General features: G+C 71.7%; 25 protein-coding genes and 2 pseudogenes. 11 read left to right on the forward strand and 16 right to left on the reverse strand.

Annotation, left to right across the window (positions count from 1 at the left end):
• Nucleotides 1-16: 16 nt before the first annotated feature.
• The gene (locus IGS69_RS05545; protein ID WP_190897444.1) at nucleotides 17-511 is read right to left on the reverse strand and encodes an RNA polymerase sigma factor; all 495 of its coding nucleotides are present in this window, start codon (nucleotides 509-511) and stop codon (nucleotides 17-19) included.
• A 91-nt stretch (nucleotides 512-602) separates the two neighbouring features.
• Entirely contained in the window at nucleotides 603-1,763 is a 1,161-nt protein-coding gene (locus IGS69_RS05550) for a glycerophosphodiester phosphodiesterase (RefSeq protein ID WP_190897445.1), read from the reverse strand.
• A 386-nt stretch (nucleotides 1,764-2,149) separates the two neighbouring features.
• Here IGS69_RS05550 and IGS69_RS05555 point away from each other — a divergent pair, with 386 nt between their 5' ends.
• Nucleotides 2,150-2,824, forward strand: coding sequence for a lysophospholipid acyltransferase family protein (locus tag IGS69_RS05555; RefSeq protein WP_190897446.1), 675 nt, complete (start codon nucleotides 2,150-2,152; stop codon nucleotides 2,822-2,824).
• Nucleotides 2,825-3,137: 313 nt separating this feature from the next.
• Here IGS69_RS05555 and IGS69_RS05560 read toward each other — a convergent pair whose 3' ends face one another.
• The 4 genes from IGS69_RS05560 to argH form a co-directional block, all read right to left on the reverse strand.
• Nucleotides 3,138-4,673, reverse strand: a complete 1,536-nt coding sequence (locus IGS69_RS05560) for an MFS transporter (RefSeq protein ID WP_190897447.1) — start codon at nucleotides 4,671-4,673, stop codon at nucleotides 3,138-3,140.
• Nucleotides 4,670-5,221, reverse strand: a complete 552-nt coding sequence (locus IGS69_RS05565; protein ID WP_232543440.1) for a TetR/AcrR family transcriptional regulator — start codon at nucleotides 5,219-5,221, stop codon at nucleotides 4,670-4,672. The genes IGS69_RS05560 and IGS69_RS05565 overlap by 4 nt, the downstream gene beginning before the upstream one ends.
• An 89-nt stretch (nucleotides 5,222-5,310) precedes the next feature.
• Complete coding sequence (locus IGS69_RS05570; RefSeq protein WP_190897449.1) at nucleotides 5,311-6,282, reverse strand: aldo/keto reductase; 972 nt, start codon at nucleotides 6,280-6,282, stop codon at nucleotides 5,311-5,313.
• Nucleotides 6,283-6,450: 168 nt separating this feature from the next.
• Complete coding sequence (gene argH, locus IGS69_RS05575) at nucleotides 6,451-7,887, reverse strand: argininosuccinate lyase (RefSeq protein ID WP_190897450.1); 1,437 nt, start codon at nucleotides 7,885-7,887, stop codon at nucleotides 6,451-6,453.
• A 331-nt stretch (nucleotides 7,888-8,218) separates the two neighbouring features.
• On the opposite strand from argH, the gene IGS69_RS05580 reads away from it, so the two are divergent.
• Nucleotides 8,219-8,665 (forward strand): hypothetical protein, encoded by a 447-nt coding sequence (locus IGS69_RS05580; protein ID WP_190897451.1) that lies wholly within the window; start codon nucleotides 8,219-8,221, stop codon nucleotides 8,663-8,665.
• A 98-nt stretch (nucleotides 8,666-8,763) separates the two neighbouring features.
• Here the strand turns inward: IGS69_RS05580 and IGS69_RS35170 are convergent.
• Nucleotides 8,764-8,865: pseudogene (locus IGS69_RS35170) on the reverse strand (pyridoxamine 5'-phosphate oxidase family protein); the annotation flags it as partial.
• Between the two features lie 21 nt (nucleotides 8,866-8,886).
• Here IGS69_RS35170 and IGS69_RS34535 point away from each other — a divergent pair.
• From IGS69_RS34535 to IGS69_RS05600, 5 genes and pseudogenes are all read left to right on the forward strand, one after another.
• A pseudogene (locus IGS69_RS34535) lies at nucleotides 8,887-8,993 on the forward strand (pyridoxamine 5'-phosphate oxidase family protein); the annotation flags it as partial.
• A 3-nt stretch (nucleotides 8,994-8,996) separates the two neighbouring features.
• Nucleotides 8,997-9,695 (forward strand): L,D-transpeptidase family protein, encoded by a 699-nt coding sequence (locus tag IGS69_RS05585; protein ID WP_190897452.1) that lies wholly within the window; start codon nucleotides 8,997-8,999, stop codon nucleotides 9,693-9,695.
• Between the two features lie 129 nt (nucleotides 9,696-9,824).
• A complete protein-coding gene (locus IGS69_RS05590; protein WP_190897453.1) occupies nucleotides 9,825-11,207 on the forward strand; it encodes a ferredoxin reductase family protein in 1,383 nt (460 codons plus the stop codon).
• A gap of 40 nt (nucleotides 11,208-11,247) precedes the next feature.
• The gene (locus IGS69_RS05595) at nucleotides 11,248-12,303 is read left to right on the forward strand and encodes an FMN-binding protein (RefSeq protein ID WP_190897454.1); all 1,056 of its coding nucleotides are present in this window, start codon (nucleotides 11,248-11,250) and stop codon (nucleotides 12,301-12,303) included.
• Nucleotides 12,296-13,099 carry an FAD:protein FMN transferase gene (locus IGS69_RS05600; RefSeq protein ID WP_232543441.1) on the forward strand — a complete coding sequence of 268 codons (804 nt, stop codon included), beginning with the start codon at nucleotides 12,296-12,298 and terminating at the stop codon, nucleotides 13,097-13,099. Before IGS69_RS05595 ends, IGS69_RS05600 begins: the two co-directional genes overlap by 8 nt.
• Nucleotides 13,100-13,351: 252 nt before the next feature.
• On the opposite strand, the gene IGS69_RS05605 is transcribed toward IGS69_RS05600, so the two are convergent.
• Genes IGS69_RS05605 through argC form a run of 5 tightly spaced genes read right to left on the reverse strand, consistent with a single transcriptional unit; the run spans nucleotide 13,352 to nucleotide 18,188 of the window.
• A complete protein-coding gene (locus tag IGS69_RS05605) occupies nucleotides 13,352-13,897 on the reverse strand; it encodes an arginine repressor (RefSeq protein ID WP_190897455.1) in 546 nt (181 codons plus the stop codon).
• Between the two features lie 7 nt (nucleotides 13,898-13,904).
• Nucleotides 13,905-15,104 carry an acetylornithine transaminase gene (locus tag IGS69_RS05610; RefSeq protein ID WP_190897456.1) on the reverse strand — a complete coding sequence of 400 codons (1,200 nt, stop codon included), beginning with the start codon at nucleotides 15,102-15,104 and terminating at the stop codon, nucleotides 13,905-13,907.
• Complete coding sequence (gene argB / locus IGS69_RS05615; RefSeq protein WP_190897457.1) at nucleotides 15,101-16,015, reverse strand: acetylglutamate kinase; 915 nt, start codon at nucleotides 16,013-16,015, stop codon at nucleotides 15,101-15,103. The genes IGS69_RS05610 and argB overlap by 4 nt, the downstream gene beginning before the upstream one ends.
• On the reverse strand, nucleotides 16,012-17,163 hold the full coding sequence (gene argJ / locus IGS69_RS05620; protein WP_190897458.1) for a bifunctional glutamate N-acetyltransferase/amino-acid acetyltransferase ArgJ: 1,152 nt from the start codon (nucleotides 17,161-17,163) through the stop codon (nucleotides 16,012-16,014). Before argJ ends, argB begins: the two co-directional genes overlap by 4 nt.
• Nucleotides 17,160-18,188, reverse strand: coding sequence for an N-acetyl-gamma-glutamyl-phosphate reductase (gene argC / locus IGS69_RS05625; protein ID WP_190897459.1), 1,029 nt, complete (start codon nucleotides 18,186-18,188; stop codon nucleotides 17,160-17,162). The genes argJ and argC overlap by 4 nt, the downstream gene beginning before the upstream one ends.
• Nucleotides 18,189-18,360: 172 nt before the next feature.
• Between argC and IGS69_RS05630 the strand changes: the two genes are divergently transcribed.
• Nucleotides 18,361-19,053, forward strand: a complete 693-nt coding sequence (locus tag IGS69_RS05630; protein WP_232543442.1) for a DUF6215 domain-containing protein — start codon at nucleotides 18,361-18,363, stop codon at nucleotides 19,051-19,053.
• Between the two features lie 93 nt (nucleotides 19,054-19,146).
• Here the strand turns inward: IGS69_RS05630 and IGS69_RS05635 are convergent, their stop codons facing one another.
• Nucleotides 19,147-21,633 (reverse strand): alpha-L-arabinofuranosidase C-terminal domain-containing protein, encoded by a 2,487-nt coding sequence (locus tag IGS69_RS05635; protein WP_190897460.1) that lies wholly within the window; start codon nucleotides 21,631-21,633, stop codon nucleotides 19,147-19,149.
• 137 nt (nucleotides 21,634-21,770) lie between these two features.
• On the opposite strand from IGS69_RS05635, the gene IGS69_RS05640 reads away from it, so the two are divergent.
• Complete coding sequence (locus IGS69_RS05640) at nucleotides 21,771-22,241, forward strand: DUF6314 family protein (RefSeq protein ID WP_190904388.1); 471 nt, start codon at nucleotides 21,771-21,773, stop codon at nucleotides 22,239-22,241.
• Here the strand turns inward: IGS69_RS05640 and IGS69_RS05645 are convergent.
• The 3 genes from IGS69_RS05645 to IGS69_RS05655 all read right to left on the reverse strand — a co-directional run bounded on the left by IGS69_RS05645 (nucleotide 22,223) and on the right by IGS69_RS05655 (nucleotide 24,808).
• Complete coding sequence (locus IGS69_RS05645; RefSeq protein ID WP_190897461.1) at nucleotides 22,223-22,816, reverse strand: histidine phosphatase family protein; 594 nt, start codon at nucleotides 22,814-22,816, stop codon at nucleotides 22,223-22,225. The genes IGS69_RS05640 and IGS69_RS05645 overlap by 19 nt on opposite strands.
• A 73-nt stretch (nucleotides 22,817-22,889) precedes the next feature.
• On the reverse strand, nucleotides 22,890-23,330 hold the full coding sequence (locus tag IGS69_RS05650) for a GNAT family N-acetyltransferase (RefSeq protein ID WP_190897462.1): 441 nt from the start codon (nucleotides 23,328-23,330) through the stop codon (nucleotides 22,890-22,892).
• A gap of 41 nt (nucleotides 23,331-23,371) precedes the next feature.
• A complete protein-coding gene (locus IGS69_RS05655) occupies nucleotides 23,372-24,808 on the reverse strand; it encodes an aminotransferase-like domain-containing protein (RefSeq protein ID WP_190897463.1) in 1,437 nt (478 codons plus the stop codon).
• On the opposite strand from IGS69_RS05655, the gene IGS69_RS05660 reads away from it, so the two are divergent.
• Both IGS69_RS05660 and IGS69_RS05665 read left to right on the forward strand, forming a co-directional pair.
• Nucleotides 24,807-25,727 carry a DMT family transporter gene (locus IGS69_RS05660; RefSeq protein ID WP_190897464.1) on the forward strand — a complete coding sequence of 307 codons (921 nt, stop codon included), beginning with the start codon at nucleotides 24,807-24,809 and terminating at the stop codon, nucleotides 25,725-25,727. The two genes, IGS69_RS05655 and IGS69_RS05660, sit on opposite strands and share 2 nt — an antisense overlap.
• Before the next feature lie 94 nt (nucleotides 25,728-25,821).
• Nucleotides 25,822-26,022 (forward strand): DUF1918 domain-containing protein, encoded by a 201-nt coding sequence (locus IGS69_RS05665; protein WP_190897465.1) that lies wholly within the window; start codon nucleotides 25,822-25,824, stop codon nucleotides 26,020-26,022.

The raw sequence follows: 26,022 nt of genomic DNA on the forward strand, positions 1-26,022 counted from the left end.
ACTCCTATCCCCGTCCTCAGCGGGCCGCAACCTCCGGTGAGAGCAATCTCCGGAGACATCCCAGGCATCTGGAACGTTCCGGGCCAAGACTCCCCTGTGAGATACCCAACTCCCCTGCGATTTCCCGGTATGTCAGGTCCTCCGGCGAGAGCAGGGCCTCCATCAGCCGGGGACAGCGGCCCGGGAGGCGGCGCACGGCCTCGCGCAGGGCCCGGCCGCGGGCCGCGGCGAGGGCGAGCTGTTCGGGATCGCACTCCCCGGCGTCGACCGGTTCGGCGGCGTACGGCCGTTCGAGGCGGCTGGTACGGCGGGTGCGGCGCGCCTCGGAGCGGACGGCACGGCGGAGCCACTGCTCGGGGTCGGTCGGCGGATCCTCGGCGTCGAGGCGCTCCAGGAGCCGGAGCCAGACCGCCTGCTCCAGGTCGCCCGGCTCGGTCCCGGTGGAATATGCCTCCGCGGAGGCCTCGGCGGTGAGGAGCGGGCGCAGGGCGGTGACCAGGTCGTGCGTCATATGCGGAGCGACGCGGCCGCCCGGGCGGCGGGTTGCCCGGGCGGCCGAATCTCACTCGACCGGGCGGTGTGAGCCCGGATGTTGACGGTGCTCAGCCGTTGAAGTCCTGGCGGGCCAGCAGACCCGTGTCGGGCTGGTCGGTGAAGACGCCGTCGATGCCGGTCGCGAAGTACGCCTTGTACGCGCCGAAGACGTCACCGTAGGCGTCCGCGTCCGTGCCCCTGCGGAAGTTCGCGGGCAGGAACGGGTTCTCGTTGCGCATGGTGTAGGGGTGCAGGATCAGGCCCACCTTGTGCGCGTCGGAGACGAGGGTCGTCGGCCGGGTCAGGTTGCCCTGCGCGTCGCGCGGAATGACCAGGTCCAGGGTCGGGCCGATGCCCTGCGCGTAGGAGGCGATCTCCCTGAGGCCGGCCGGCTTGACCAGATCGGCGACCGTGCGCGGGTCGCCGGTCTCGACGAAGTCCCAGGGGCGGGAGTTCGCCGAGGACAGCAGGACGACCAGCGGATTGTCGACGAGCTTGTGCAGGCGCTGGACGCTGGTCGGCTCGAAGGACTGGAGGATGACCGGGGAGGTGCGCCGGTCCTTGCGGTGCTTGTGCAGCAGCTTGGCGACACGCTCCTCGAGCGGGAGACCCAGCTTGCGGAAGTAGGTGGGGTGCTTGAGCTCAGGGTAGATCCACACCTGCTTGCCCCGCTCGCGGGTCTGCTCGTCCTGCCACCTGAGGACCTCTTCGAAGGTGGGGATCTCCCAGCGGCCGTTGTAGAGGGTGTTGTGCGGGCGGTTGGCCGGGATGCGCTCGACCGCTCGCAGCGTCTTCAGCTCGGCGAGGGTGAAGTCCTCGGTGAACCAGCCGGTGGTGGAGACCCCGTCGAGCAGTGTGGTCTTCTTGCGGCCGGCGAACTCGGGGTGGTCGGCGACGTCCGTGGTGCCGCCGATCTCCGGCTCGTGGCGGCAGACCAGGTGACCGTCCTTCGTCGGGACCAGGTCGCCCGCCTCGACGATGTCGGCGCCCAGGTCGAGGGCCAGCTGGTACGAGCCGAAGGTGTGCTCCGGGCGGTAGCCGCTGGCGCCGCGGTGGCCGATGATCGTCGGCTTGGGCAGGCTCCGCACGCCGCCCCCGTGCCGGGCGGCGTCGGCACGCGCCGTGCCGCCCATGCCGAGGACCGCTCCCCCGGCGCCGAGCACCGCCGCGCCGAGCAGGGCCCGCCGTCCGGTACGGCTCGTTTCTTCGTTCGACTCCTGCGTTCCCATGAGCGCCCTCCCTGGCCGTTCGGCTCGTCAGTGCGGGCCGATCGTAGGGGCGCGTACATGACGAGTGGGAGACCCCGGGCCGAACACGCGGGTGATGTCGGATGTCGTAGTGGCTGGTGAGCAGGACGAGTTGACGGTCCATCGCCTCTGTTCGATTCGGTCCGGCCGTTCTGGGAACGCGTCCGGTGAGCCCCGGGGCGAGGTGCGTCACATCGTGTCGGACGTGTTTCGCCTCATCGGCGGTGCGCCACCGCAGGTAAACACGCGTCAACAGTGCGTAAGGCCTCGGTGAAGTGGCCGTGCCCGATGTGCGCGATGCCCGGGGCCACGAGTATCGTCCTCACCTGCACAGACTCATACAGAATCCCTTGACACCGGAGGGCCCGTTGTCCCGCTTCGCGTTCATCAAGGCAGTGCTCGGCCCGGCCATGCGCCTGATGTTCCGCCCACAGGTGGAGGGTGCGGAGCACGTTCCCGGCGATGGCCCGGTCATCCTGGCCGGCAACCACCTGACGTTCATCGACTCGATGATCCTGCCGCTGGTCTGCGACCGTCAGGTCGTCTTCATCGGCAAGGACGAGTACGTGACCGGCAAGGGCCTCAAGGGCAGGCTGATGGCGTGGTTCTTCACCGGCGTCGGCATGATCCCGGTGGACCGCGACGGTGGCCGGGGTGGTGTCGCCGCGCTGATGACCGGGCGTCGGGTGCTGGAGGAAGGCCGGATGTTCGGCATCTACCCGGAGGGGACGCGGTCGCCCGACGGGCGGCTGTACCGGGGGCGGACGGGTATCGCCCGGCTGACCCTGATGACGGGTGCGCCTGTGGTGCCGTTCGCGATGATCGGCACGGACAAGCTGCAGCCGGGTGGGGCGGGGTTGCCGCGGCCGGGGAAGGTCACCGTGCGGTTCGGTGAGGCGATGGAGTTCTCCCGGTACGAGGGGATGGACCGGGACCGGTATGTGCTGCGGGCCGTGACCGACTCGGTGATGGCCGAGGTCATGCGGTTGTCCGGGCAGGAGTATGTGGACATGTACGCGAGCAAGGCGAAGGAAGCGGCGTAGGTTTTTCCGGGGCGCGGCTGCTGGGTCGGGCTGCCGGGATCGTGGCGGCTGCGGGTGAGTGGGGGCTTGTCGCGCAGTTCCCCGCGCCCCTTAAGGCGTGACCTCAAGGGCGTGGCCCTGTGGAACCCCGTGTTCGTTTTGCGCAGTTCCCCGCGCCCCTGGGGGCGTGACCCCTCGGGCGTCGCCATGCAGGACCACGTCCCCGTTTTGCGCAGTTCCCCGCGCCCCTGGGGGCGTGACCCCTCGGGCGTCGCCATGCAGGACCACGTGCCTGTTTTGCGCAGTTCCCCGCGCCCCTGAGAGGGCGTGGTTCTTATGCGTGTTCCGTTCCGCTGTCCTCCAGCCGCTGGCCCCTCAGCAGGAACCACGCTGCCGCCGCCGCTGCCAGGAGGACTGCCGCGCCCACGCCCGCCGCGAGGGCCAGGCCGTCGACGAAGGATGTGCGGGCCGCGTCCAGCATGGTCGCGGCGCTGTGGGCGGGCATCCGCGTGGCCGCCTCGACGGCACCGCCCAGTGACTCGTGGGCCGCGGCCGGTGTGCCCGCGGGGCCGGTGAAGTCGCGGTAGACGCCGGTCACGATCGAGCCGAGCGCGGCGATACCGAGCGCGGCACCCAGTTCGTACGCCGTCTCGGACACGGCGGAGGCCGAGCCCGCCTGCTCCTTGGGCACGCTGGAGAGGATCACGTCCGCCGTCACGGTGAACGAGAAGCCGGCGCCCACGCCGACCACCAGCAGCGCCGTCCCGAGCAGCGGATAGCCCGTGGACTGGTCGAGCACCGTCAGCGCGGCCAGAGCCAGGCCTATCGCCGCGAGGCCGCCGGAGACCACCGCCCGCACCGAGAAGCGCCGGGCCACACGCCCCGCGACCAGTCCGGCCACCACCGCGCCGACCGCCGCGGGCAGTTCGGCCAGCCCGGCCTCCAACGGGCGCCTGCCCTGGACGAGTTGCAGATACTGGGAGAGGAAGAACACCAGCCCGGACAGGCCGAGGATGGTCAGCAGGTCGGCCAGCACGGCCCCGCTGAAGCCGCGGTGCCGGAACAGCCGCATGTCGAGCAGTGGCGTCGGCAGCCTGAGCTGGCGGCGGACGAACCCGTACAGGGCGGCCGCGCCCAGCAGACCCGCGGCCAGGGCGCTCCACGCGAAGCCGTGGGTGGCGGCCTCCTTGATGGCGTAGACGACGCCGATCATGCCGACCAGCGACAGCACCACGCTGACCAGGTCCCACGGGCCGGGATGCGCGGTGCGCGACTCGGGCAGCAGCTTGATCCCGACGAGGACCAGGACGATCATCACGGGCAGGTTGATCAGGAAGACCGAGCCCCACCAGAAGTGCTCCAGCAGGAACCCGCCGGCGATCGGGCCGACGGCCGTACCGGCGGAGGCGGTGGCGCCCCAGATGCCGACGGCGAGGCTGCGCTCACGCGGGTCGTGGAAGAGGTTGCGGATCAGGGCGAGCGTGGCCGGCATCAGGGTCGCGCCCGCGACACCGAGGAGCGCCCGGGCGACGATCAGCATCTCTGGTGTCGTGGCGTAGGCGTTGAACACGGATATCGCGCCGAACGCCGTCGCGCCGATCAGCAGGATCCGCTTGCGGCCGATCCGGTCGCCGAGGCTACCCATGGAGACGAGCAGACCGGCGATGACGAACGAGTAGACGTCGCCGATCCACAGCAACTGCGTGCCGGAGGGCTTCAGGTCCTCGCTGATGTAGGGGGTCGCGAGACCGAGGACGGTCGCGTCGACCGCCACCAGCAGCACGGCGAGCACGAGAACGCCGAGCGCGAGCCAGCGGCCCGGGCGCTTCACCGCCTCCGTCGTCATCGCCGGCTGCAGGGTGCTGGTCATGATTCCTCTCTCCTGAGTGCGCCGCCGAGCAGCAGCTCGACGATCATGTGCTGGAAGTCCTTGGGTGCGCCCTTGCCGCTGTGCACCATCCAGGCGCCGGAGGCCATCAGGCCGTACAGCGCCTCGGTGAGCCAGGCGGGCGTGAGGTCGATACGGAACTCTCCGCTGAGCTGGCCGCGGCGAAACAGCGCGGAGATCCGGTCGTCGATCAGGGCCCAGCCCGCGTTCTGCTCTGCGCCCTCGAACAGCTGGTTCTCGGTGTAGAGAAACGCGAGCAGTCCGGCGGCGGGCTCCATGGCGCCGACCAGCCGGCGCACGGCCTCGCTCGCCGGGCCCTCATCGAGCCGGGCCGCGTCCAGGGCGGCCTCGCACTCCGCGATGCCGAGCGCCTCCAGGGCCCGGACGAGGGCGTCCCGCCCGGCGAAGTGGCGGTGCAGCGTGGCCCGGCTGATACCGGCGGCCTTGGCGACCTCGTCCATGGTCGCGGTGGATTTGCGGGTCAGCAGGGCCGCGGCGGCGCGCAGCACCTGCTCAGGATCGACAGCCATGAGACAACGATACTCCATGTGAGACATGAATGTCTCACATGGGGCGTGCGTGCCTCATGGCTGGCGTGTCGGTGCCAAAGCGGCGGTGATCAGTGCCAGGGCAGCTGCGCGCGGCGCTCCCAGTACACGGACGGTTCCTCCACCAGCGTGGCGAGGCGGGTCAGCTGGTCGTCGTCGAGGTCGACCACGGCCGCGTGCAGGTTCGAGGCGAGCTGGTTGGTGGTGGCCGCTCCGGAGAGGACGACACCGGCCCAGGGCTGGCGGAGGATCACGGCGAGGGCGACGGCGTCGCAGCCCAGCCCGGTCCGCTCGGCGATGTCCTTGACGACGTCCGGGGCGTGCGGCCCGGCGAGCCGGCCGTTGGCCATGCCCTCCTTGACGATCACGGTGAGCCCGGCGTCGTGCGCCTCGGCGAGGGCCGGGGCGGCGGAGGTCTCCAGCGCGTTGTACGTGGACTGCACGGTACGGAAGAGGGGTTCGCCGTCGACCGTCACCGCGAGGGCGGCACGGATCGCGTCCGCCTGGGCGGGGCCGCTGGTGGAGAAGCCGACGGTCAGGCCCTGCGCGGCGGCTTCCGCGAGCTTCGCGTGCAGTTCCTTGTCGGTGAGGGCCGGGCTGTCCGGCGTCACCGAGTGGATCTGGTAGAGGTCGAGCCGGTCGCCGAGCAGCGCGTCGCTCTCCGCGCGCTGCCGTTCGTAGGTGGCGAGGGTGTGGTCCTTGACCTCGTGCTGCTCGGCGTCGGTGGACCAGTCGGCGGTGTAGGTGTAGCCCCACTTGCTGCCCACGACGATGTCGTCGAGGCCGGGCCTGTCCCTCAGCCAGTCGGCGAGGAACTCCTCGGAGCGGCCGTAGGAGCGGGCGGCGTCGAAGTAGCGGACGCCCTGGGCGTAGGCGGCGTCGAGGAGTTCATGGGTGCGGGTGCGCAGCGCTTGCGCGCTGCGGTCCTCTCCGAGATCCTCGTCCCGGCCGAGGTTGATATAGCCGGGGCGCCCTACGGCGGCGAGGCCCAGTCCGATGTGGCAGGTGGGGGTCGTTGCGGTTGCCAGTCGAGCGAAGGGCATCGCGGGCTCCGTTCGGTCGGGTCCGGTACGGCTTCCGACCAACGTACCCGCGATGACCTTCGGCGCTCGCGATCAGTGCTCGGTTCGAGCGGTGGTTGGCGCGTGCGGGTTCGGCGTGGCTTGTCGCGCCCACGCGGCGGAGCCGCACATCAATACAGCCCGGCGCCCCTAGAGGGCGCTTCCCTTGGCCACCGCCCACTCGTGCTGGGCCGCCACGTCCGCCTTCACCTCCGCCAGCTGGACGGCGACCGCGCTCGGGGCCGTGCCGCCCCTGCCGTCGCGGGAGGCCAGGGCGCCCGGGACGTTCAGCACCGTCCGCACCTCGGGAGTGAGGTGCGCGGAGATCTTCGCGAACTCCTCGTCCGTCAGGGCGTCCAGTTCCTTGCCCTGCGACTCGGCGACCTTCACGCACTCGCCGGCGACCTCGTGGGCCACGCGGAACGGGACGCCCTGCTTGACCAGCCACTCGGCGATGTCGGTGGCGAGGGAGAAGCCGGCCGGGGCCAGTTCCTCCATGCGCTCGCGGTGGACGGTGAGGGTGGCCATCATGCCGGTGAAGGCCGGGAGCAGGACCTCCAGCTGGTCGATGGAGTCGAAGACCGGCTCCTTGTCCTCCTGGAGGTCGCGGTTGTACGCGAGCGGCAGGGCCTTGAGCGTGGCCATCAGGCCCGTCAGGTTGCCGATGAGGCGGCCCGACTTGCCGCGGGCCAGTTCGGCGATGTCCGGGTTCTTCTTCTGCGGCATGATCGAGGAGCCCGTGGAGAACGCGTCGTGCAGGGTCACGAAGGAGAACTCCTTCGTGTTCCAGATGATGACCTCCTCGGCGATCCGGGAGAGGTTCACCCCGATCATCGCCGTGATGAAGGCGAACTCCGCGACGAAGTCCCGGGAGGCCGTGCCGTCGATGGAGTTGCCGGCCGAGCCGTGTTCAAAGCCCAGGTCCTTCGCCACCGCCTCCGGGTCCAGCCCGAGGGACGAACCCGCCAGGGCGCCCGAGCCGTAGGGAGAGACCGCCGTGCGCGCGTCCCACTGGCGCAGCCGCTCCGCGTCCCGGGAGAGCGACTGGACGTGGGCCAGGACGTGGTGGGCGAAGAGGACTGGCTGGGCGTGCTGGAGGTGCGTGCGGCCGGGCATGGCCACGTCCGGGTGGGCTTCGGCGAGGCCGATCAGCGCGTCCTGGAGCTCGGCGATCAGGCCGCCGACGATCCGGGCGTGGTCGCGCAGGTACATGCGGAAGAGCGTCGCGACCTGGTCGTTGCGGGAGCGGCCGGCGCGCAGCTTGCCGCCGAGGTCGGGACCGAGGCGCTCCAGCAGGCCGCGCTCCAGGGCGGTGTGGACGTCCTCGTCGGCGATGGTGCCCACGAAGGAACCGTGGGCCACGTCCGCCTCCAGCTGGTCCAGCCCGGCGATCATGCGGGTCAGCTCGTCGGCCGTGAGCAGGCCGGCCTTGTGCAGCACGCGCGCGTGGGCACGCGAACCGGCGATGTCGTAGGGCGCGAGGCGCCAGTCGAAGTGGACGGACGCGGACAGCTTCGCCAGGGCCTCGGCGGGACCGTCGGCGAAACGGCCGCCCCAGAGCCGGACATCACCGCTGTTGCTGCTCACCTGCTGCGCTCCTCAATGGGTGTGGATGTGCCACCGCCTTCCCGCCCGGGGGCGTGGAGACGGTCATCACGCTACTGCTCAGGGCAGATCACCGACATGCATGAGTATGCAGAGCTCTGCATGATTCGTCAATCCGGCGCGGATCAGCGCACAACCCCCGGTTGGGTGTAGCGGCTCAGGTCGGGCGACCGGCCGGCCGGCCGCTTCCGGTCGGGCGAGAGGAATTTGAAGATTCCTTGAACGCGGGAAACCGCTTACCCGTACCTCTCGCCGAACGCAGGCGCCGCGTGACGACACCGACGACACCCCCGACCCCTAGTGAGGCATCCGCATGTCCAGGGCTCTTCCGAAGTACAACAAGCGTCGCGTCACGTTCATCGGCGGCGCCGCCGCGGTGGCTCTGTCCGGCACGGTGATCGCCGGCTTCGCCCTCGCCGGGGAGACGCCCGACAGCGGCGCCACGAACGCCCGGACGCTGGCCGGCCCCGGCACCATCTCGTGCCCGGACGTCACCGGCCGGCTGCCCGCGGTCCCCGGCTCGGCGAAGGCGGAGGTCGACAGCAACCTCGCCCAGCTGAACACCCAGATCCAGGAGGCCAACAAGCGCCTGGTCGACACGGTCGGCCAGGGCGGGCCCGACTTCGTCCAGAACGCCATCCTCGGCCCGCTGGAGGACAAGCGGATCTCCACCGTCAACCGCATCGCCACGGCCATCGGCCGCACGGCCGAGAAGCCGGCCGGCCTGGACTCCCTGGCCGCCTGCACACTCACCAAGTGAGGTGACAGGCGCTGTGGCCGCCCCGTGTGAGCGCCGGCCGGGGCGGCCACGCGGACGCCTGCCCGCGGGGTCCGGCAGAGGTGACCGGACCCCGCCCCGTAGCCGCAGGTGTCGCGGACGAGTGCGGCGGTGACCACGATGACCGCCCGCACACCGTGCGGCGTCGGGTCGATGTGATCCGCCCGTTCTCCCGCAGATGGGCGATGGTCGCTTCGCCTGCCGAGGACGACGCGTCCCTGAGCGCCTGCTTCACCGAGAAGGACGCATCGCCAGCAGCCTGGACGGACGACCCGGGCTGCCGCTGCCGCTGCCTCCCTCTACCGTCTGAGGCATGCGTCCCGGTGCCGTCGCCCTCGCCCTCTGTGCCCTGGTCGTGCTCGGCGCCGGGCCGCCCGCCCCCGCGCCGCCGCTGCCGGCCCGGATGGCGGACACCGGGGGCGGCACCCAGCTGATCACCGCGGTGGCCCCGGAACGGGCCTCGACGACGGGCACGGTCACCTGGTGGAACCGCGAGGGCGGGCGCTGGGTGAAGAGGGGTTCCGCACCCGCCCGGTTCGGGGCGAAGGGGCTCGCCGCCGGCGCCTCGCGCAAGCAGGGGACGAACACCACACCCACCGGCGTCTACGGCCTGCCGTACGCCTTCGGCATCAAGGCGGCGCCGACCGGGACGGCCTACCCCTACCGCCGGGTGCACCAGGCCTCCTGGTGGTGCCAGGACAACGACTCCCGCTCCTACAACCGCTGGACCGAGCCGCGCGCGGCCGACTGCCGGGCCGCCGAGTCCGAGCACCTGATCACGTACCGCGCGCAGTACGCGCACGCGCTCGTCATCGGCTTCAACTACGAGCGTCCCGTGCGGGGGCGGGGCGCGGGCATCTTCCTCCATGTGAACGGACGGGGAGCGACGGCCGGTTGTGTCTCCGTCTCCGAGGACGCGATGCGGCGGATCCTGCGCTGGGCCGACCCCGCGCGGCGGCCGCACATCGCCGTGGGGACGCGGAGCGGGAGCACGGCCGTCACCCGCCTCTGACGGGCCGGCGACCGGCCGCGAGTGTTACCGGCGGTCACTCCTGTCCGCATCCGACTCGGCACGCGGCTGAACACTCCCGTGTCGCGGCACGTATGTGTGGGCCAAGGGTCAAGTCCCCACGGAGGAACCGTGACCACCACGCTCGCAGGCGGACGTGCCGCCCGCCGCCAGACGATGCGCCGCATCCGCCCGCGCCGCTCCCCGGCCGTCCCGCTGCTGATCGCCCTGTGGGCCGGTGCCGCGGCCGTGCTGTGGCTGTGGTGGGACAACACACCGTCCCTCGCGGACAACACGAGCAAGATCCTGGCCGCGGGCCGGATCACCGGTCTGCTCGCCGGCTACCTCATGGCGCTGGTGGTGCTCCAGATGGCCCGGGTGCCCGCGCTGGAGCGCCGCGTGGGCACCGACCGGGTCGCACGCTGGCACGCCATGACCGGCCGGTACACGCTCTGCCTGGTCCTCGCCCATGTCTTCCTCATCATGTGGGGCTACGCCCTCCAGGCGGGCAAGGGACTCGGCGACATCGTCCAGCAGACGACCGACTCCATCAACCAGCTGCCGGACATGGGCAAGGCCGCCATCGGCACGGGCCTGCTGTTCCTCATCGGGATCCTGTCGATCGGCGGGGTCCGCCGCCTGATCGGCTACGACACCTGGTACCACGTGCACCTGCTCACGTACGCGGCCGTCTACCTGACGTTCTGGCACCAGATCACCACGGGCAACGAGTTCGCCGTCGAGCCCGCCGCGAAGACCTTCTGGTACGGGCTGTACGGCGTGGTGACCGCGCTGGTCGTCTGGTACCGGATCCTCACCCCGATCCGGCTCAACCTGCGGCACCGGATGCGGGTCGCGGCGGTCATCGAGGAGACCCCGGGGATCGTGTCCGTGCTGATCAGCGGGCGCAAGCTGCACCGGATGGGCGCGGAGGCCGGGCACTTCTTCCGCTGGCGGTTCAAGGCGCCGGGCATGCGCTTCAGCTCCCACCCCTACTCGCTTTCGGCGGCGCCCCGCCCGGACATGCTGCGGATCACGGTCAAGGCGATCGGCGACCACACCTCCCGGCTGCGTGATCTCGAGCCCGGCACCAAGGTGTGGGCCGAGGGCCCGTACGGTGCGATGACCGCGCAGCGGCGCAGCCGGGGCAAGGTGCTGCTGGTCGCGGGCGGGGTCGGCATCACTCCGATGCGGGCGCTGTTCGAGACGCTGCCGGGCGCGTCCGGTGACATCACCCTTCTCTACCGGGCCAACACGACCCAGGACCTGGCCCTGTGGGGCGAGCTCGCCAAGATCGCCGACGAGCGCGGTGCCCGGCTGATGTACGCGGTCAACAGCCCGGACGGGGAACGCCCCGACATCTCGGCGGAGTCCCTCCAGCGCAAGATCCCGGACATCGACGACCACGACGTCTTCATGTGCGGGCCGCCCGGCTTCGCCCAGTCGGTCTACGAGGCACTGCGCGACGCGGGCGTGCCCGCCCGCCGTATCCATCACGAGTCGTTCGAGATGTGAGCGACGGGACACCAACAGCCCTTCAGGAGTTTGGGAAACGATGAGGAAGTCTCACCCCGTCCGGCGTGCCGTGCTCGCCGGCGCAGCCACCGTCTCCGGGATCGTGCTGCTGCTGTCGCTGAAGCCGGCCTCCGACCCGGGCTCCGCCCAGGCGGCGGGTCAGGCGCCGCCCGCGGCGGCCGGGCAGGCCCCGCAGGGCGGCGTGAACGGCGCGGTCACCGGTGACGCGGCGCAGACGCAGTACGGCGCCGTGCAGGTCCGACTGACGATGAGCAACGGCAAGATCACCAAGGCGGAGGCGGTCCAGGCCCCCAAGGGCGGCCGCAGCGACCAGATCACCTCCTCGTCCGTCCCCCGGCTCAACCAGGCCGTGGTCGCGGCCCAGGGCGCGGACATCGACGCGGTCTCGGGCGCCACGTACACCAGCGCCGGGTACAAGAAGTCGCTCCAGTCCGCGCTGGACAAGGCGAAGGCGTCCGCAGGGGCGCAGCAGGGCTCGGGTGGCGCGCAGACGCTGACCGGCGATGTCGCGCAGACGCAGTACGGGCCGGTCCAGGTGCGCGTGACCGTCGCGGGCGGGAAGATCACCAAGGCGGAGGCGGTCCAGGCGCCCAAGGGCGGCCGCAGCGACCAGATCACCTCCTCGTCCGTGCCCCGCCTCAACCAGGCGGCCGTGGCGGCCGGGAACGCGCAGATCGACGCCGTGTCCGGTGCGACGTACACCAGTGCCGGGTACAAGAAGTCCCTTCAGTCCGCGCTGGACAAGGCTCCGGCCGGGGGCGGTTCCTCCCAGGCCGCGGGCTCGGGCGGCGGCCAGGGCGCGACGCGGACCCTCACCGGCAAGGCGGCGCAGACGCAGTACGGGCCGGTCCAGGTGCGGGTGACCGTCACCGGCGGGAAGATCACCAAGGCGGAGGCGGTCCAGGCGCCCAAGGGCGGCCGCAGCGACCAGATCACCTCCTCGTCCGTCCCCCGCCTCAACCAGGCGGCCGTGGCGGCCGGGAACGCGCAGATCGACGCCGTGTCCGGTGCGACGTACACCAGCGCCGGCTACAAGCAGTCCCTCCAGTCGGCGCTGGACCAGGCCGGTGGCTGACACGGTGGCCGACTCCGCACAGGCTCCCGCCGCGGTACGTCATGCCGAGGAGACGATGGGGACCGTCTTCTCCTTCGACGTCCGCGGCGGGGAACCGGCCGCCGTGCGCGCGGCCCTCGACGAGGCCGTCGCCGGGCTGCACCGGGTCGACGAGGTGTTCAGCACGTACCGCGAGGACAGCCAGATCTCACGGCTGCAGCGCGGGGAGGTGACCGTCGCGGAGTGCGATCCCGAGGTCGCCGAGGTGCTGGAACTGGCCGCCGAGGCGGAGCATCTGAGCGAGGGCTGGTTCAGCACGTCCTACCAGGGCCGCCTCGATCCGACCGGCATCGTCAAGGGCTGGGCGGTCGAGCGGGCGGCGCGGCTGCTGGCGGAGGTGCCCGGGGTGTGCGGGGTGAGTCTCAACGGCGGCGGGGACGTGCAGTTGCTCGGGACGCCGGGCGGGCAGCGGCCGTGGCGCGTGGGGGTGTCCGACCCGTTGCGGCCGGGGGGCCTGGCGGCGGTCGTCTCCGCGGCGGGGGTGTCGGAACTGTCCGTGGCCACGTCCGGTACGGCGGAGCGGGGGGACCACATCGTCGATCCCCGGACCGGGCGTTCAGCCGTGACCGACCTGGTGTCCGTCACGGTGGTGGGCCCTCGGCTGACGTGGGTGGACTGCTGGGCCACGGCGGCGTTCGCGATGGGCTCGCGGGAGGGGCTGGCGTGGCTGGAGTCCCTGCCGGGTGTCGAGGCCCTGCTGATCACGGCCGGCGACGAGGTGCGCTGCACCGGGGGGTTGGCGGCGAGGCTGGGGTGAGCTGTGGCTGGGTGCGGGGCGTTTCGCACCCCGGCGTAGCGGGGTGCCGCTCTCCTTGGGACGGGTGCCGCCCTTAGCGTCACGCATGCCCGCAGCTGAGCCGACCCAGGGGCGCGGGGAACTGCGCGACAAGCCACACACCATCCGCACGCAGCCACCCGCGCAACCGCTACGGCGCTCAGGGGCGCGGGGAACTGCGCGATCAGCCACACACGGCCCGCACACGGACACCCTCCCGCACCCCTACGGCCCTCAATGCCCGTTCTGCGCCAGCCTCAGCAGATGATCGGCCAGGGCCTGTCCCCCCTCGGGATCCCTGCTGATCAGCATCAGCGTGTCGTCACCCGCGATCGTCCCCAGGATGTCGTGCAGCTCGGCCTGATCGATGGCCGAGGCCAGGAACTGCGCCGCCCCGGGAGGGGTCCGCAGGACCACGAGATTCGCCGAGGCCTCCGCGGAGATCAGCAGCTCCTGCGAGAGCCGCCGCATCCGCTCCTCCTTCGCCGACCCGCCCAGCGGCGCCCGCGGCGTGCGGAACCCGCCCTCGCTGGGCACCGCGTAGATCAGGTCACCGTCGGCGTTGCGGATCTTCACCGCGTTCAGCTCGTCCAGGTCCCGGCTGAGCGTCGCCTGCGTGACGTTCAGCCCGTCGTCGGCGAGCAGCTTCGCCAGCTGGCTCTGCGAGCGGACCGGCTGCCGGTTGAGGATGTCCACGATCCGGCGGTGGCGGGCGGTGCGGGTCTGCGGCACGGCGGGCCCGTTCGCCCCCGGCTGCTCGTGGTCCTGCGCCTGGCTCATCGTCGTCTCATTCCCCGGATCGTCCGTCCCCGCTCACTGCCTGGAGGATGCCGGGCAGCGCCCCGAGGAACGCGTCCACCTCATCGTCGCCGAGGTTCAGCGGCGGCATCAGCCGGACGACGTCGGGGGCGGGCACGTTCACCAGGAATCCGGCCTCCTGAGCCGCCTGGCGCACCTGGGGCGCGAGCGGCTCGGTGAGCACGATACCCAGGAGGAGTCCGGTACCCCGGACGAAATCGATCAACGGATGGCCGAGGCCCTCGATTCCGTCCCGCAGCCTCTCGCTCTGCCGCTTGACGTTCTCCAGCAACCCCTCGTTCTCGATGGTGTCGAGGACGGCGAGCCCGGCGGCGCAGGCGACCGGGTTGCCGCCGAAGGTCGTGCCGTGCTGGCCGGGCTGGAGCAGGTCGGCGGCCCGCCCGAAGGCGACGGTCGCCCCGAGCGGCAGTCCGCCGCCGAGCTGCTTGGCGAGGGTGACGACGTCCGGCAGGACGCCCTCGTGGGCCTGGTACTCGAACCAGTGCCCGGTCCGGCCGATACCGGTCTGCACCTCGTCGAGGACGAGGAGTGCCCCGGTCGCGGCGGTGATGGCCCGGGCGGCCTTGAGGTAGCCGGCCGGCGGGACGACGACGCCGAGCTCGCCCTGGATCGGCTCCAGGATGACGAGCGCGGTCTCGTCGGTGACCGCGGCGGCCAGGGCCTGCGCGTCACCGAACGGCACGTGGGTGACATCGCCGGGCAGCGGCAGGAACGGTTCGCGCTTGCCGGCCTGGCCGGTCAGGGCCAGGGCGCCCATGGTCCGCCCGTGGAAGGCGCCCTCGGTGGCGACGATGTGGGAGCGGCCGGTCAGCCGGCCGATCTTGAAGGCGGCCTCGTTGGCCTCGGCGCCGGAGTTGCAGAAGAAGACCTTGCCGTCCCGGCCGAAGAGGCGCAGCAGCCGCTCGGCGAGGGCGACGGTGGGCTCGGCCATGAAGAAGTTGGAGATGTGGCCGAGGGAGCCGATCTGCCGGGTGACGGCCTCGACGACGGCCGGGTGGGCGTGGCCGAGGGCGTTGGTGGCGATGCCGCCGACGAAGTCGAGGTACGCGTTGCCGTCGGCGTCCCACACCTTGGTGCCCTCGCCGCGTGCCAGGGGCAGCAGCGGGGTGCCGTAGTTGTTCATGAGCGCGCCCTGCCACCGCTCGGCGTACTCCTGGTGGGCGGTCATACGGCTTCCCCCTCGTGCTCGTCGGGCACGACCATCGTGCCGATGCCCTCGTCGGTGAAGATCTCCAGCAGGATCGAGTGCTGGACCCGGCCGTCGATGACGCGGGCGGTGGTCACGCCGCCCCGTACGGCGTGCAGGCAGCCCTCCATCTTCGGCACCATGCCGGACGACAGGTCCGGCAGCAGCCGTTCCAGTTCGGTGGCGGTGAGGCGGCTGATCACCTCGTCGCTGTGCGGCCAGTCCTCGTAGAGGCCCTCGACGTCCGTGAGGACCATGAGGGTTTCGGCGCCCAGTGCAGCAGCGAGTGCCGCAGCCGCCGTATCAGCATTGACGTTGTAGACATGTCCGTCGTCCTGGGAGCGGGCGATCGACGAGACGACCGGGATGCGGCCGTCGGCGAGCAGGGCCTCGATGGCGCCGGTGTCGATCGCGGTGATCTCGCCCACGCGCCCGATGTCGACCAGCTGGCCGTCGATCTCGGGCTGGTGCTTGGTCGCGGTGATGGTGTGCGCGTCCTCGCCGGTCAGGCCGACGGCGAGGGGCCCGTGCCGGTTGAGCAGCCCGACCAGTTCGCGCTGGACCTGCCCGGCCAGCACCATCCGTACGACGTCCATGGCGTCCTCGGTGGTCACCCTCAGGCCGGCCTTGAACTCGCTGACGATGCCGTGCTGGTCGAGGGCGGCGCTGATCTGCGGGCCGCCGCCGTGCACGACGACGGGCTTGAGGCCGGCGTGGTGCAGGAACACCACGTCCTGGGCGAAGGCGGCCTTGAGGTCCTCGTCGATCATGGCGTTGCCGCCGAACTTGATGACGACCGTCTTGCCGTTGTGCCGGACCAGCCAGGGCAGGGCCTCGATGAGGATCTGTGCCTTGGGCAGCGCGGTGTGTTTGCGCGTCGCTCCACCGCTCATGACGAGTACGCGCTGTTCTCGTGGACGTAGTCGGCGGTGAGGTCGTTGGTCCAGATGGTGGCGGTCTCGGACCCGGCGGCGAGGTCGGCGACGATGTGCACCTCGCGGTAGCGCATGTCGACCTTGTCGCGGTCCTCGCCGACGCCGCCGTTCTTGCAGACCCAGACGTCGTTGATGGCGACGTTCAGCCGGTCGGGCTCGAAGGCGGCGCTGGTGGTGCCGATCGCGGAGAGCACGCGGCCCCAGTTGGGGTCCTCGCCGTGGATGGCGCACTTGAGGAGGTTGTTGCGGGCGATGGAGCGGCCCACCTCGACGGCGTCGTCCTCGGACGCGGCGTTGATCACCTCGACCTTGATGTCCTTGCTGGCGCCCTCGGCGTCCCGGATGAGCTGCTGGCCGAGGTCGTCGCAGACCTGCCGTACGGCCTCGGCGAACTCCTCGTACTCCGGGGTGACTTCGGCGGAGCCGGAGGCGAGCAGCAGCACGGTGTCGTTGGTGGACATGCAGCCGTCGGAGTCGACCCGGTCGAAGGTCGTCCGGGTGGCGGCGCGCAGGGCCTTGTCGAGGACGTCGTTGTCCAGGGCCGCGTCGGTGGTGAGGACGACGAGCATGGTGGCGAGGCCGGGGGCGAGCATGCCCGCGCCCTTGGCCATGCCGCCGACGGTCCAGCCGTCCTTGGTGACGACGGACGTCTTGTGGACGGTGTCGGTGGTCTTGATGGCGATGGCGGCCTTCTCACCGCCGTGCTCGCTCAGGGACCCGGCGGCCGTCTCGATGCCCGGGAGCAGCTTGTCCATGGGGAGCAGGACGCCGATGAGGCCGGTCGAGCAGACGGCCACCTCGATGGCGCCGCGGCCGAGGACCTCGGCGGCCTTCTCGGCCGTCGCGTGCGCGTCCTGGAAGCCCTTCGGCCCCGTGCAGGCGTTGGCGCCACCGGAGTTGAGGACGACGGCGGACACCTGGCCGCTCTTCAGCACCTGCTCGGACCACAGGACCGGCGCGGCCTTCACACGGTTGGAGGTGAACACGGCCGCGGCGGCGCGGCGGGGGCCGGTGTTGACCACGAGGGCCAGGTCGGGGTTGCCGTTCTCCTTGATCCCGGCGGCGATGCCCGCCGCCGTGAATCCCTTTGCTGCCGTCACACTCACGGCGCAACTCCGATCGTCGTCAGTCCGGTGGTCTCGTCGAGACCCAGGGCGATGTTCATGCTCTGGACGGCACCGCCCGCGGTGCCCTTGGTGAGGTTGTCGATGGCGCTGATCACGATGATCCGGCCGGCGTCCGCGTCGTACGCGACCTGCACCTGAACGGCGTTCGAACCGTAGACGGACGCCGTGGCGGGCCACTGGCCCTCGGGGAGCAGATGCACGAACGGCTCGTCGGCGAAGGCCTTCTCGTAGACGGCGCGCAGGGAGTCGCCCGTGACGCCGTCGGCGGCCTTGGCGCTGCACGTGGCGAGGATGCCGCGGGGCATCGGCGCGAGGGTCGGCGTGAAGGACACGGAGACCGTCTCCCCCGCCGCCGCGCTGAGGTTCTGGGTGATCTCCGGGGTGTGCCGGTGCCCGCCGCCGACGCCGTAGGGGGACATCGAGCCCATGACCTCGCTGCCGAGCAGGTGCGGTTTGGGGGCCTTGCCCGCGCCGGACGTGCCGGACGCGGCGACGATCACGGCCTCGGGCTCGGCGAGGCCCGCCGCGTAGGCCGGGAAGAGGGCGAGGGAGACGGCGGTGGGGTAGCAACCGGGCACCGCGACGCGCTTGGACCCCTCCAGCGCGGCGCGGGCACCCGGCAGTTCGGGAAGGCCGTAGGGCCACGTTCCGGCGTGCGGTGAGCCGTAGAACCGCTCCCAGGCGGCGGCGTCCGTCAGCCGGAAGTCGGCGCCCATGTCGACGACGAGCACGTCCGGGCCGAGCTGCTCGGCGACGGCGGCGGACTGCCCGTGCGGCAGGGCGAGGAAGACGACGTCGTGACCGGCGAGGACCTCGGGAGTGGTCTCCTGGAGCACTCGGCCGGCCAGGGGCAGCAGGTGCGGCTGGAGCGCACCGAGCTTTTGCCCCGCGTTCGAGTTGCCGGTCAGGGCGCCGATCTCGACCTCGGGGTGTGCCAGGAGCAGACGCAGCAGTTCCCCGCCCGCGTACCCACTCGCTCCGGCCACTGCCGCACGTACCGCCATGGATCCTCCTCCTTCGAGAGCATGACTATACGTTTCGCTGCACGTTTATGCAATCCCATGCATGAGCGCCGCGGCGGCCGGAACGACGGCCCAGGAAACCGGCTTTGTCCTGGCCATGACCACAGGGTAAGGTCCCCGGGCACATTTCAGAGGATCATGGCGGGTGGGGGACATGGCCGAGGAAAACGACGCGCCCATGAAGAGCGCGAGCGCGTGGCGGCAGGCGCTCGCGGCGGTGGCGCTGGTGGGGGCGCTCAGCGGGGGCTTCTGGGTGCTCGCGAAGACGTCGGCTGCGGAGAGCGAGCCGAAGCCCGCCACCTGCTCCGACGGGGAGAGTCCGGCCCCGAAGGGCAAGCGCCTGACCGGCGCGCGGCTGTGCGAGGCGCTGAACCGGCCCGACCTGGCGGCGCTGCTGGGCACGCCGACGGAGATCGCGAAGACTGCCTCCGGCAGCGACAGTTCCTTCGGGTCCCCCGGCGGCAAGCAGATCGCCACCCCGCAGGCCCAGGTCGAGTTCGAGACGTACACCGTCACGCTCTCGGCGACCTACGACGGCCTTCCGGTGGCCGGGTCGCAGGCGCTGCTGGGAAGCGACGCCCGCCCGCAGAAGGTGCTGGGCCGCCCGGGCGTCCTGTACTCGGACCGCACCATCAGGATCAGCTTCCGGCTCGACGGCGGCGACGCCGACAGCGGCCCCGGCGTTCCGGCCCGGGCCCTCACCGTCGCCCAGGACCCGAAGGACCGCGGCGGGTCCGTCGACGTCACCCTGTGGCGCGCGGACGGAGCCGTGCCGGACGACGCGGTACTGCTGCGGGTCGCGGAGCGGGTGCTGCAGACGCTCCCGGGGTGGACGTCGCACGGGTGAGCATCCGGATGGCCGTCGCGCGGGCGGGCATCCAGGTGGCCGTCGCGCGGGTGTGGGCCGCCGTCCGCGGACGGCGGCCCACTCACGCGGGTCCTACCTCTGCTTGATCCGCAGGAACGTCACCGAGTTCGCCGGGAACGTGTAGGTGAACTTCTCGGCCACGCCCCGGAAGGTGGACGTCACCGGTGTCACCGGTGTGTCCGTCTCGGTGTTCACGGCCGTCTCGTCGGCGGCCAGCGTGGTGACGCGGGCCGTGGAGGCGACCTTGGCGCCGCCGAGGTCGACGGCCGTGCGGGCCTCGGCCGACTGGGCGTTGACGACCTTGACGATCAGGTCCCCGGTCCGGGCGTCCTTGGTGACGACCTGGCGGAACGGCTCGGCCGGCTTGTCGTCCTTGAAGCTGCCCCACTCCTTTCCGTCGAGGAGCAAGGTGACCTGGCGGCCGCGCACCTTGATGTCGATGTCGTAGGCCCGGCCCGTCTCGATCGACCCGGCCTTCGTCATCAGGGTGCCCTTGCCGCCGTCCACGGCCTGCTCGATCGCGGACTGGGTGTTGTTCCAGCCGCCCAGGTTCCACCAGTAGTAGGTGCCGGTGTCCTTGACGCCGAAGGCGACGAGGAAGCCCTCCTTGCCGGACTTCTTGGTGGCCTTCACATGCAGGTCGTAGTCCTTCCAGGCCGGGTCGCCCGCCGTGACCATGGTGTTCTCGGCGGCGGTGTCGGACTGGACGTAGGCCCCGTCCTGGATGCTCCAGCTGCCGGTGCCGGCGTGCTTCCACTTCGAGGCGTCACCGGAGAAGTCGTCGCTGAGCAGGGTCGCGCCGTCGGCGGAGGTGACCTCCACGTCGTCGTACGCGGCGCTGGTCGCCCATGTCGACAGGCCGACGGCGCCGGTGATGGGACCGCTGACGTTCGGGGTCCCGGTGGCCCGGGAGGGGACCACGCGGTCGCCGACGTTGTTCATGAACAGCTTCTGGACCTCGTAGTTCGCCGAGTTCCAGGAGGTCCGGTTGTTGAACCAGATCATGTCCGGCCGCCACTGGACGTAGTCCTCGTTGGCGAGCAGCGGGGCGTACGAGGCGAGCTTGACGACGTCCGCGTTGCGCTCCAGGCCGGTCATGAAGGCGGCTTCGGACAGGCCGTTCTTCCAGGCGTTGCCCTGCGAGGCGTACTCGCCCAGGAAGACCCTGGGGCCCTTGCGGTCGTAGGAGTCGTAGCGGTCGTTGTTCTGCAGGAACCAGTTCGGGCTGTTGTAGTAGTGCTCGTCGACCATGTCGACCTTGCCCTCGCGGTTCAACTGCCAGGCGGTGTCGAAGGTCGGGCCGGCGTCGTCCGGGCCCGAGTTGGAGATGACGGTGATGTCCGGGTACTTCGCCTTGATGGCTGCCCGGAACTGCTCGAAGCGGGCGAAGAACTCCCTGGGGAGGTTCTCCTCGTTGCCGACCCCGAGGTGGGTGAGGTGGAAGGGCTTGGGGTGGCCCATCGTCGCCCGGACCCTGCCCCACGTCGAGGTCGCCGGGCCGTTCGCGAACTCGATGAGGTCGAGGGTGTCCTGGATGTGCCGCTCGAGCAGTGCCTCGTCGTCGGTGGCCTTGTTCTGGCCGCAGCCGGTCACCAGGGCGGGGACGACGGGCAGTGGCATGGCTCCGATGTCCTCGGAGAAGCGGAAGTACTCGTAGTAGCCGAGGCCGTAGCTCTGGTTGTAGCCCCAGAAGTTGGCGTTGGTGGCGCGCTCCTCGACCGGGCCGATGGTGTCCTTCCACTGGTAGCTGCGCTTGCGCTGCCAGTCCGAGGCCTCGCTGTAGTCCTCCATGGAGCCGGTGTTGACCAGGCAGCCGCCGGGGAAGCGCACGAAGCCCGGCTTGAGGGCCGCGATCTTCTCGGCGAGGTCCTTGCGCAGGCCGTTCGGCTGGTTCTTGTACGTCTCGCGCGGGAACAGCGACACCTCGTCGAGCGCGGCGGCGTCCGCCGAGGCGACGGCGAGCCGGCCGCGGTTGCTCGTGCGGGTCGCCGTGAAGGTGGCCCGGTGCTTGGCCCAGCCGCCCTTGACGGCGACCTGGCGGACGGTGGCCAGGCTGCCCGCGGCGTCCTTCAGCGAGACGGTGAGCGTGCTGCCGCTCGCGGCGCGGGCCCACACGGAGAAGTCGTAGCGCTTGCCCTGCTCGACCCTGATGCCGGTGTTGTAGCCGGAGTTCGTGACGGACGAACCGGCGCCCAGGGAAAGGTAGTTGCGGTTGCGTTCGTTGAGCCGCCCGCCGTCGTCGGCGACCTGGGCCGTGCCGCCCACCGACCAGGAGGTCAGGGGCGTGTAGGAGCCGTTGTCGGCGGTGGAGTACTCGAAGGACCGGTTCTGCACGAGCTCGGCGTACAGACCGCCGTCGGCGGCCCGGTTGATGTCCTCGAAGAAGACGCCGTACATCGTGTCGTCGATCTTCGCGCCCTGGGCGGACGGGTCGACGGTGATCGCGTAGTCGGTGACGTCCTCGGCCTGCGCGGGGGCCGGTACGAGGGCTGCTGCCGTCAGGAGGGCGGTGGTCGTGAGACCCAGTCTCCATCGGGTGCGGGCGGCGGTGCGTGGCATGGATACTCCGCGGCTCTCTGGTAGAGGAGTGTTCGAAATATCGGACTATGGTCAGCACTTCGAACGGCAAGATAGGGAGGGGGCGGATGCGCGTCAATGGGTCGCGCAGGAACAGCCGGGACGGAGAGCGGGGCAGGATGGGCGAGTTCTGGCCAGTGCCGGACGCGCTGGCGTATCTGGCCGGGCGCTGGCGGGTCTCACGGTCGGTGCGGGATCTCGCGAGCGGCGCGGAAGGCGAGTTCACCGGTGTGACCGAGTTCGGCCCGCTGCCCGACGCGGCCACCGGCCCCGGCGCACGGGAGGCCGGCGGGCTGCTGCACCACGAGTCGGGCACCTTCGTCTGGCAGGGCGTCGCCCGGCCCGCCGAGCGGACGCTGCGGTTCCTGCGGGGCCCGGGCGGCACGGCCCAGGTGCGGTTCGCCGACGGGCGGCCGTTCCACGACCTCGATCTGACGTCCGGCCGGCATGTCGCGGCCCACCCCTGTGCGGCGGATCTCTACCGCGGCGAGTTCACCGTCCACGACGGCGACCGCTGGCGGACGGTGTGGCACGTCGGCGGCCCCGCCAAGGACCTGGTCCTGCGGACCGACTACGCGCGCGAGGGCTGAGCGGACGCCCCGTCGAAGCGCAGGTTCCAGCGCCCCGCCCGGCCCGTCACGGCGGTCGTCGACAGCGGGCGGACGTCGATGTTCCAGTACGTCGAGGGCGGCGCGTTCAGGGCGTACACCAAGGCGGCCCGGATCACGGACGGCTCGGCCACCGCCACCACCCGGCAGCCGTCCTCGACGGGCCGGGTGTCGAGCCAGCCACCGACGCGGGTGATGAAGTCGACCAGCGACTCACCGCCGTGCGGTGTGGCGCGGGGGTCGGCGAGCCAGGCGTCCACGGCGTCCGGCTCCCGGGCCATCGCCTCGCCGAGGGTCAGCCCACGCCACCGGCCCATGTCGCAGTCGCGCAGGCCCAGCTGGACCAGCGGCGCGTACCCGAGCCCCTCCCCCGTCGACCGGCTGCGCGGAGTCGGCGAGCAGTAGCGCAGTTCCGCCGCGGCGAGCGGCAGCAGCTCCTGGGCGAGGCGCTCCACCTCACCCCAGCCGGCCTGGTCCAGCGGCCGGTCGTCCTCGAACCGCTCGGCGAGCAGCGGAGAGCTGCGCGCGGAGGCGACGAACGTGACCCGAAGTGGCATGCCGCGATCGTCGGCGCAGCAAGTGCGCAGGTCAAGAGGTGTTACCTACGAGTTACCGAGGGTATGCCGGCCTTCACTCGCCGAAGATGAGCGCCATCCAGTGCTCGGGCCGTTCCAGCTGCGCGAACCCGAGTTTCGCGTACACCCCGTGCGCGTCGTGCGTGGCGAGGAGAACGCGCCGCACCCCGTACTTCCGCATCTCGTCCCGTACGGCGGCCACGAGCGCGCTTCCTACACCCTTGCCGCGCACCGATGGATCGACGTACACGTCACACAGCCATGCGAAGGTCGCCCGGTCGGTGATCACCCGGGCGTACGCGACCTGCTCCCCCGACACCGTCTCGTGGACGCCGAAGTTGAGCGAGCCCTCGATCGCCCGGTCCTGCTTCTCCCGGGTCCGCCCCAGCGCCCAGTACGCGTCGGTGGACAGCCAGTGGTGCACGCGCTCGCGGTCGACGCGGCCGGGGTCGGTGGAGATCTCGTAGCCCTCGGGCAGGCTCGCCGTGTCGGTCATGTCCGTGATGCTCGCAGTCCGCCGGCAGGTTCGTCGAGCGGTTATCCCAGCACCTCGTCGCATGCCTTGCGCAGCCGTCGGACGCCCTCCGCGATCTCTCCGGTCCCGGCGACCGCCGCGAAGCTGAGCCTGAGGTGCGCGGCCGGTGGCTCGGCGCTGAAGTAGGGGCGGCCGGGGGTGAGGGCGACGCCGGCGCGCAGGGCCGCGGAGGTCAGGGCCGACTCGTCCGTGCCGTCGGGCAGGCGGGGCCAGAGGTGGTAGCCGCCGGCGGGGACGTACGGCAGGGCCAGCTCGGGCAGGTGCAGGGCGAGGGCGCCGGTCATCGCGTCCCGCCGGGTCTTCAACTCCGCGGAGAGGGCCCGCAGATGACGGGGCCAGGCGGGCGAGCCGACGAGTTCGAGTGCGGCCTCCTGGAGCGGGCGCGGCACGAAGAAGGTGTCGACGACCTGGATGGCGCGCAGTCTCTCCAGCACCGGCCCGCGCGCGGCCAGGGCGCTCACCCGGAAGCTCGGCGAGGTCGCCTTGGTCAGCGAGCAGACGTGGACGACGACGCCGTCGGGGTCGTCGGCGGCCAGCGGGCGCGGCAGGGGCCCCGCGTCCTCGTGCACGAGCCGCCGCACGAAGTCGTCCTCGACGACGAACGCGCCCGCCTGGCGGGCGATGCGCAGCACCTCGGCGCGCCGGTCGGGGGCGAGCACCGCGCCGGTGGGGTTCTGGAAGAGCGGCTGGCAGACGAGGGCCGGGGCGCCGGTGGCGCGGAAGGCGTCGGCGAGCAGCGCCGGTTTCACGCCGTCTGCGTCCACCGGGACGGGCACCGGGCGCAGACCGGCGGCCCGGGCGATGGCGAGCATGCCGGGGTAGGTGGGCGACTCGACCAGGACGGGGGCGCCGGGCGGGGCGAGGGCGCGCAGGGCGGTGGTGAGCGCGGACTGTCCGCCCGCGGTGACCAGCACTTCGGCGGCGGTGAAGGACCCGCCGATGCCGCGCGCGAACCACTCGCGCAACTCCGGCAGCCCCTCCATGGGCGGGCGCCCCCAGGCACCGGGACGGCGTCCGGCGCGCGAGAGGGCCGCGGCCATCGCCCGCTCCGGTTGCAGGGACGGGTGCAGATAGCCGCCGTTGAACTCGATCACGCCGGGCGGCGGGGCGGCCAGCGACACCAGCACCCCGGAGGCGTCGACCGAGCGCGGGACGAGGTCGGCCGCGCCGTCGGCACTGAGGGCGACCTCCTGCCAGGAGGTGTCCCCGGCGGGGGCCGGTGCCGTCCGGGCCTGTGCGCGGAACGCGCCCGCCCCGGGCCGGGTGACCACGAGCCCCTCGGCGGCGAGCTGGGCCAGGGCCCGCGACACCGTCACGGGACTCACCCGGAACCGCTCGACCAGAGCACGGCTCGACGGCAGCTTTCCACCGGGAGAGTAGCGGTCGAGCTCCCGCTTCAGCTGTTCCGCCAGTTCACCTACGCTGCTACGCTCGTGCATGAGAGCACAGAGTAGCGCTACTGCCACGCCTTCGATAGCAGTCGCCACCTCGGAGCCGGAGCATCCCGGCTTCGGCACCCTCCAGGCCGCCCTCGGCGTCGTCGCCTTCTCCCTCACGTTCCCGGCCACCGCCTGGGGACTGGAGGGCTTCGGGCCCTGGTCGCTGGTCGCCGTGCGGAGCGTGCTGGCCGCGCTGATCGCGGGCGGCTGTCTGCTGGCCCTGCGCGTGCCGCTGCCCGCCCGCCGCCACTGGGCCGGGCTCGCGGTCGTCGGGGCCGGTGTCGTCCTCGGCTTCCCCCTGCTGACCACGCTGGCGCTGGAGACCTCCACCACCGCGCACGCCGCCGTCGTGGTCGGACTGCTCCCGCTGACCACCGCGCTCTTCTCCGCGCTGCGGGTCGGCACCCGGCCCTCGCGCACCTTCTGGATCGCGGCCCTGGCGGGCGCGGCGGCCGTGCTCGCCTTCACCGTGCAGCAGAGCGGCGGCGCCCTGTCCACCGCCGACCTGTACCTCTTCGCCGCGCTGCTGGTCTGCGCGGCCGGCTACACCGAGGGCGGCCGGCTGGCCCGGGTCATGCCGGGCTGGCAGGTGATCGGCTGGGCGCTGGTGCTGTGCCTGCCGCTGACCGTGCCCGTCGCCGCGCTCGCCCTGGCGCACGAACCCGTGCATCTGACCGCGCACAGCGTCACCGGCCTGCTGTGGGTGGCGGCGGGCTCGCAGTTCGTCGGGCTGGTCGTCTGGTACCGCGGCATGGCGGCCATCGGCATCCCCAAGGCCAGCCAGTTGCAGCTCGCCCAGCCGCTGCTCACACTGGTGTGGTCGGTGCTGCTGCTGGGCGAGCACCTCACGGTCGCCGCCCCGCTGACGGCCGCGGCGGTGCTGGTCTGCATCGCCGTCACACAGCGATCACGCGGCTGAGCGGGAGCGCGCACGGCCACTGCCGACCGGCGCCCCCCGCCGTAGACTCGGAGGCCACGGACCGCTGCTCCGCACACCGTGAGGGAGGCCCAGAATGCGCGCAACCGTGGGCGACCATCTTGTCCAGCACGGCAGGGTGGTCGGTCAGCACGACAAGATCGGCGAGATCGTCGAAGTGCTCGGCCAGAAGGGCAACCCCCCGTACCGCGTCCGCTTCGAGGACGGGCACGAGGGCGTGTGCTCCCCGGGACCCGACACCGAGATCCGGCACCGGGAGACCACCACCGGGCCATGA

The organism is Streptomyces tuirus (assembly GCF_014701095.1).
GTDB classification, from domain to species: Bacteria; Actinomycetota; Actinomycetes; order Streptomycetales; family Streptomycetaceae; genus Streptomyces; species Streptomyces tuirus.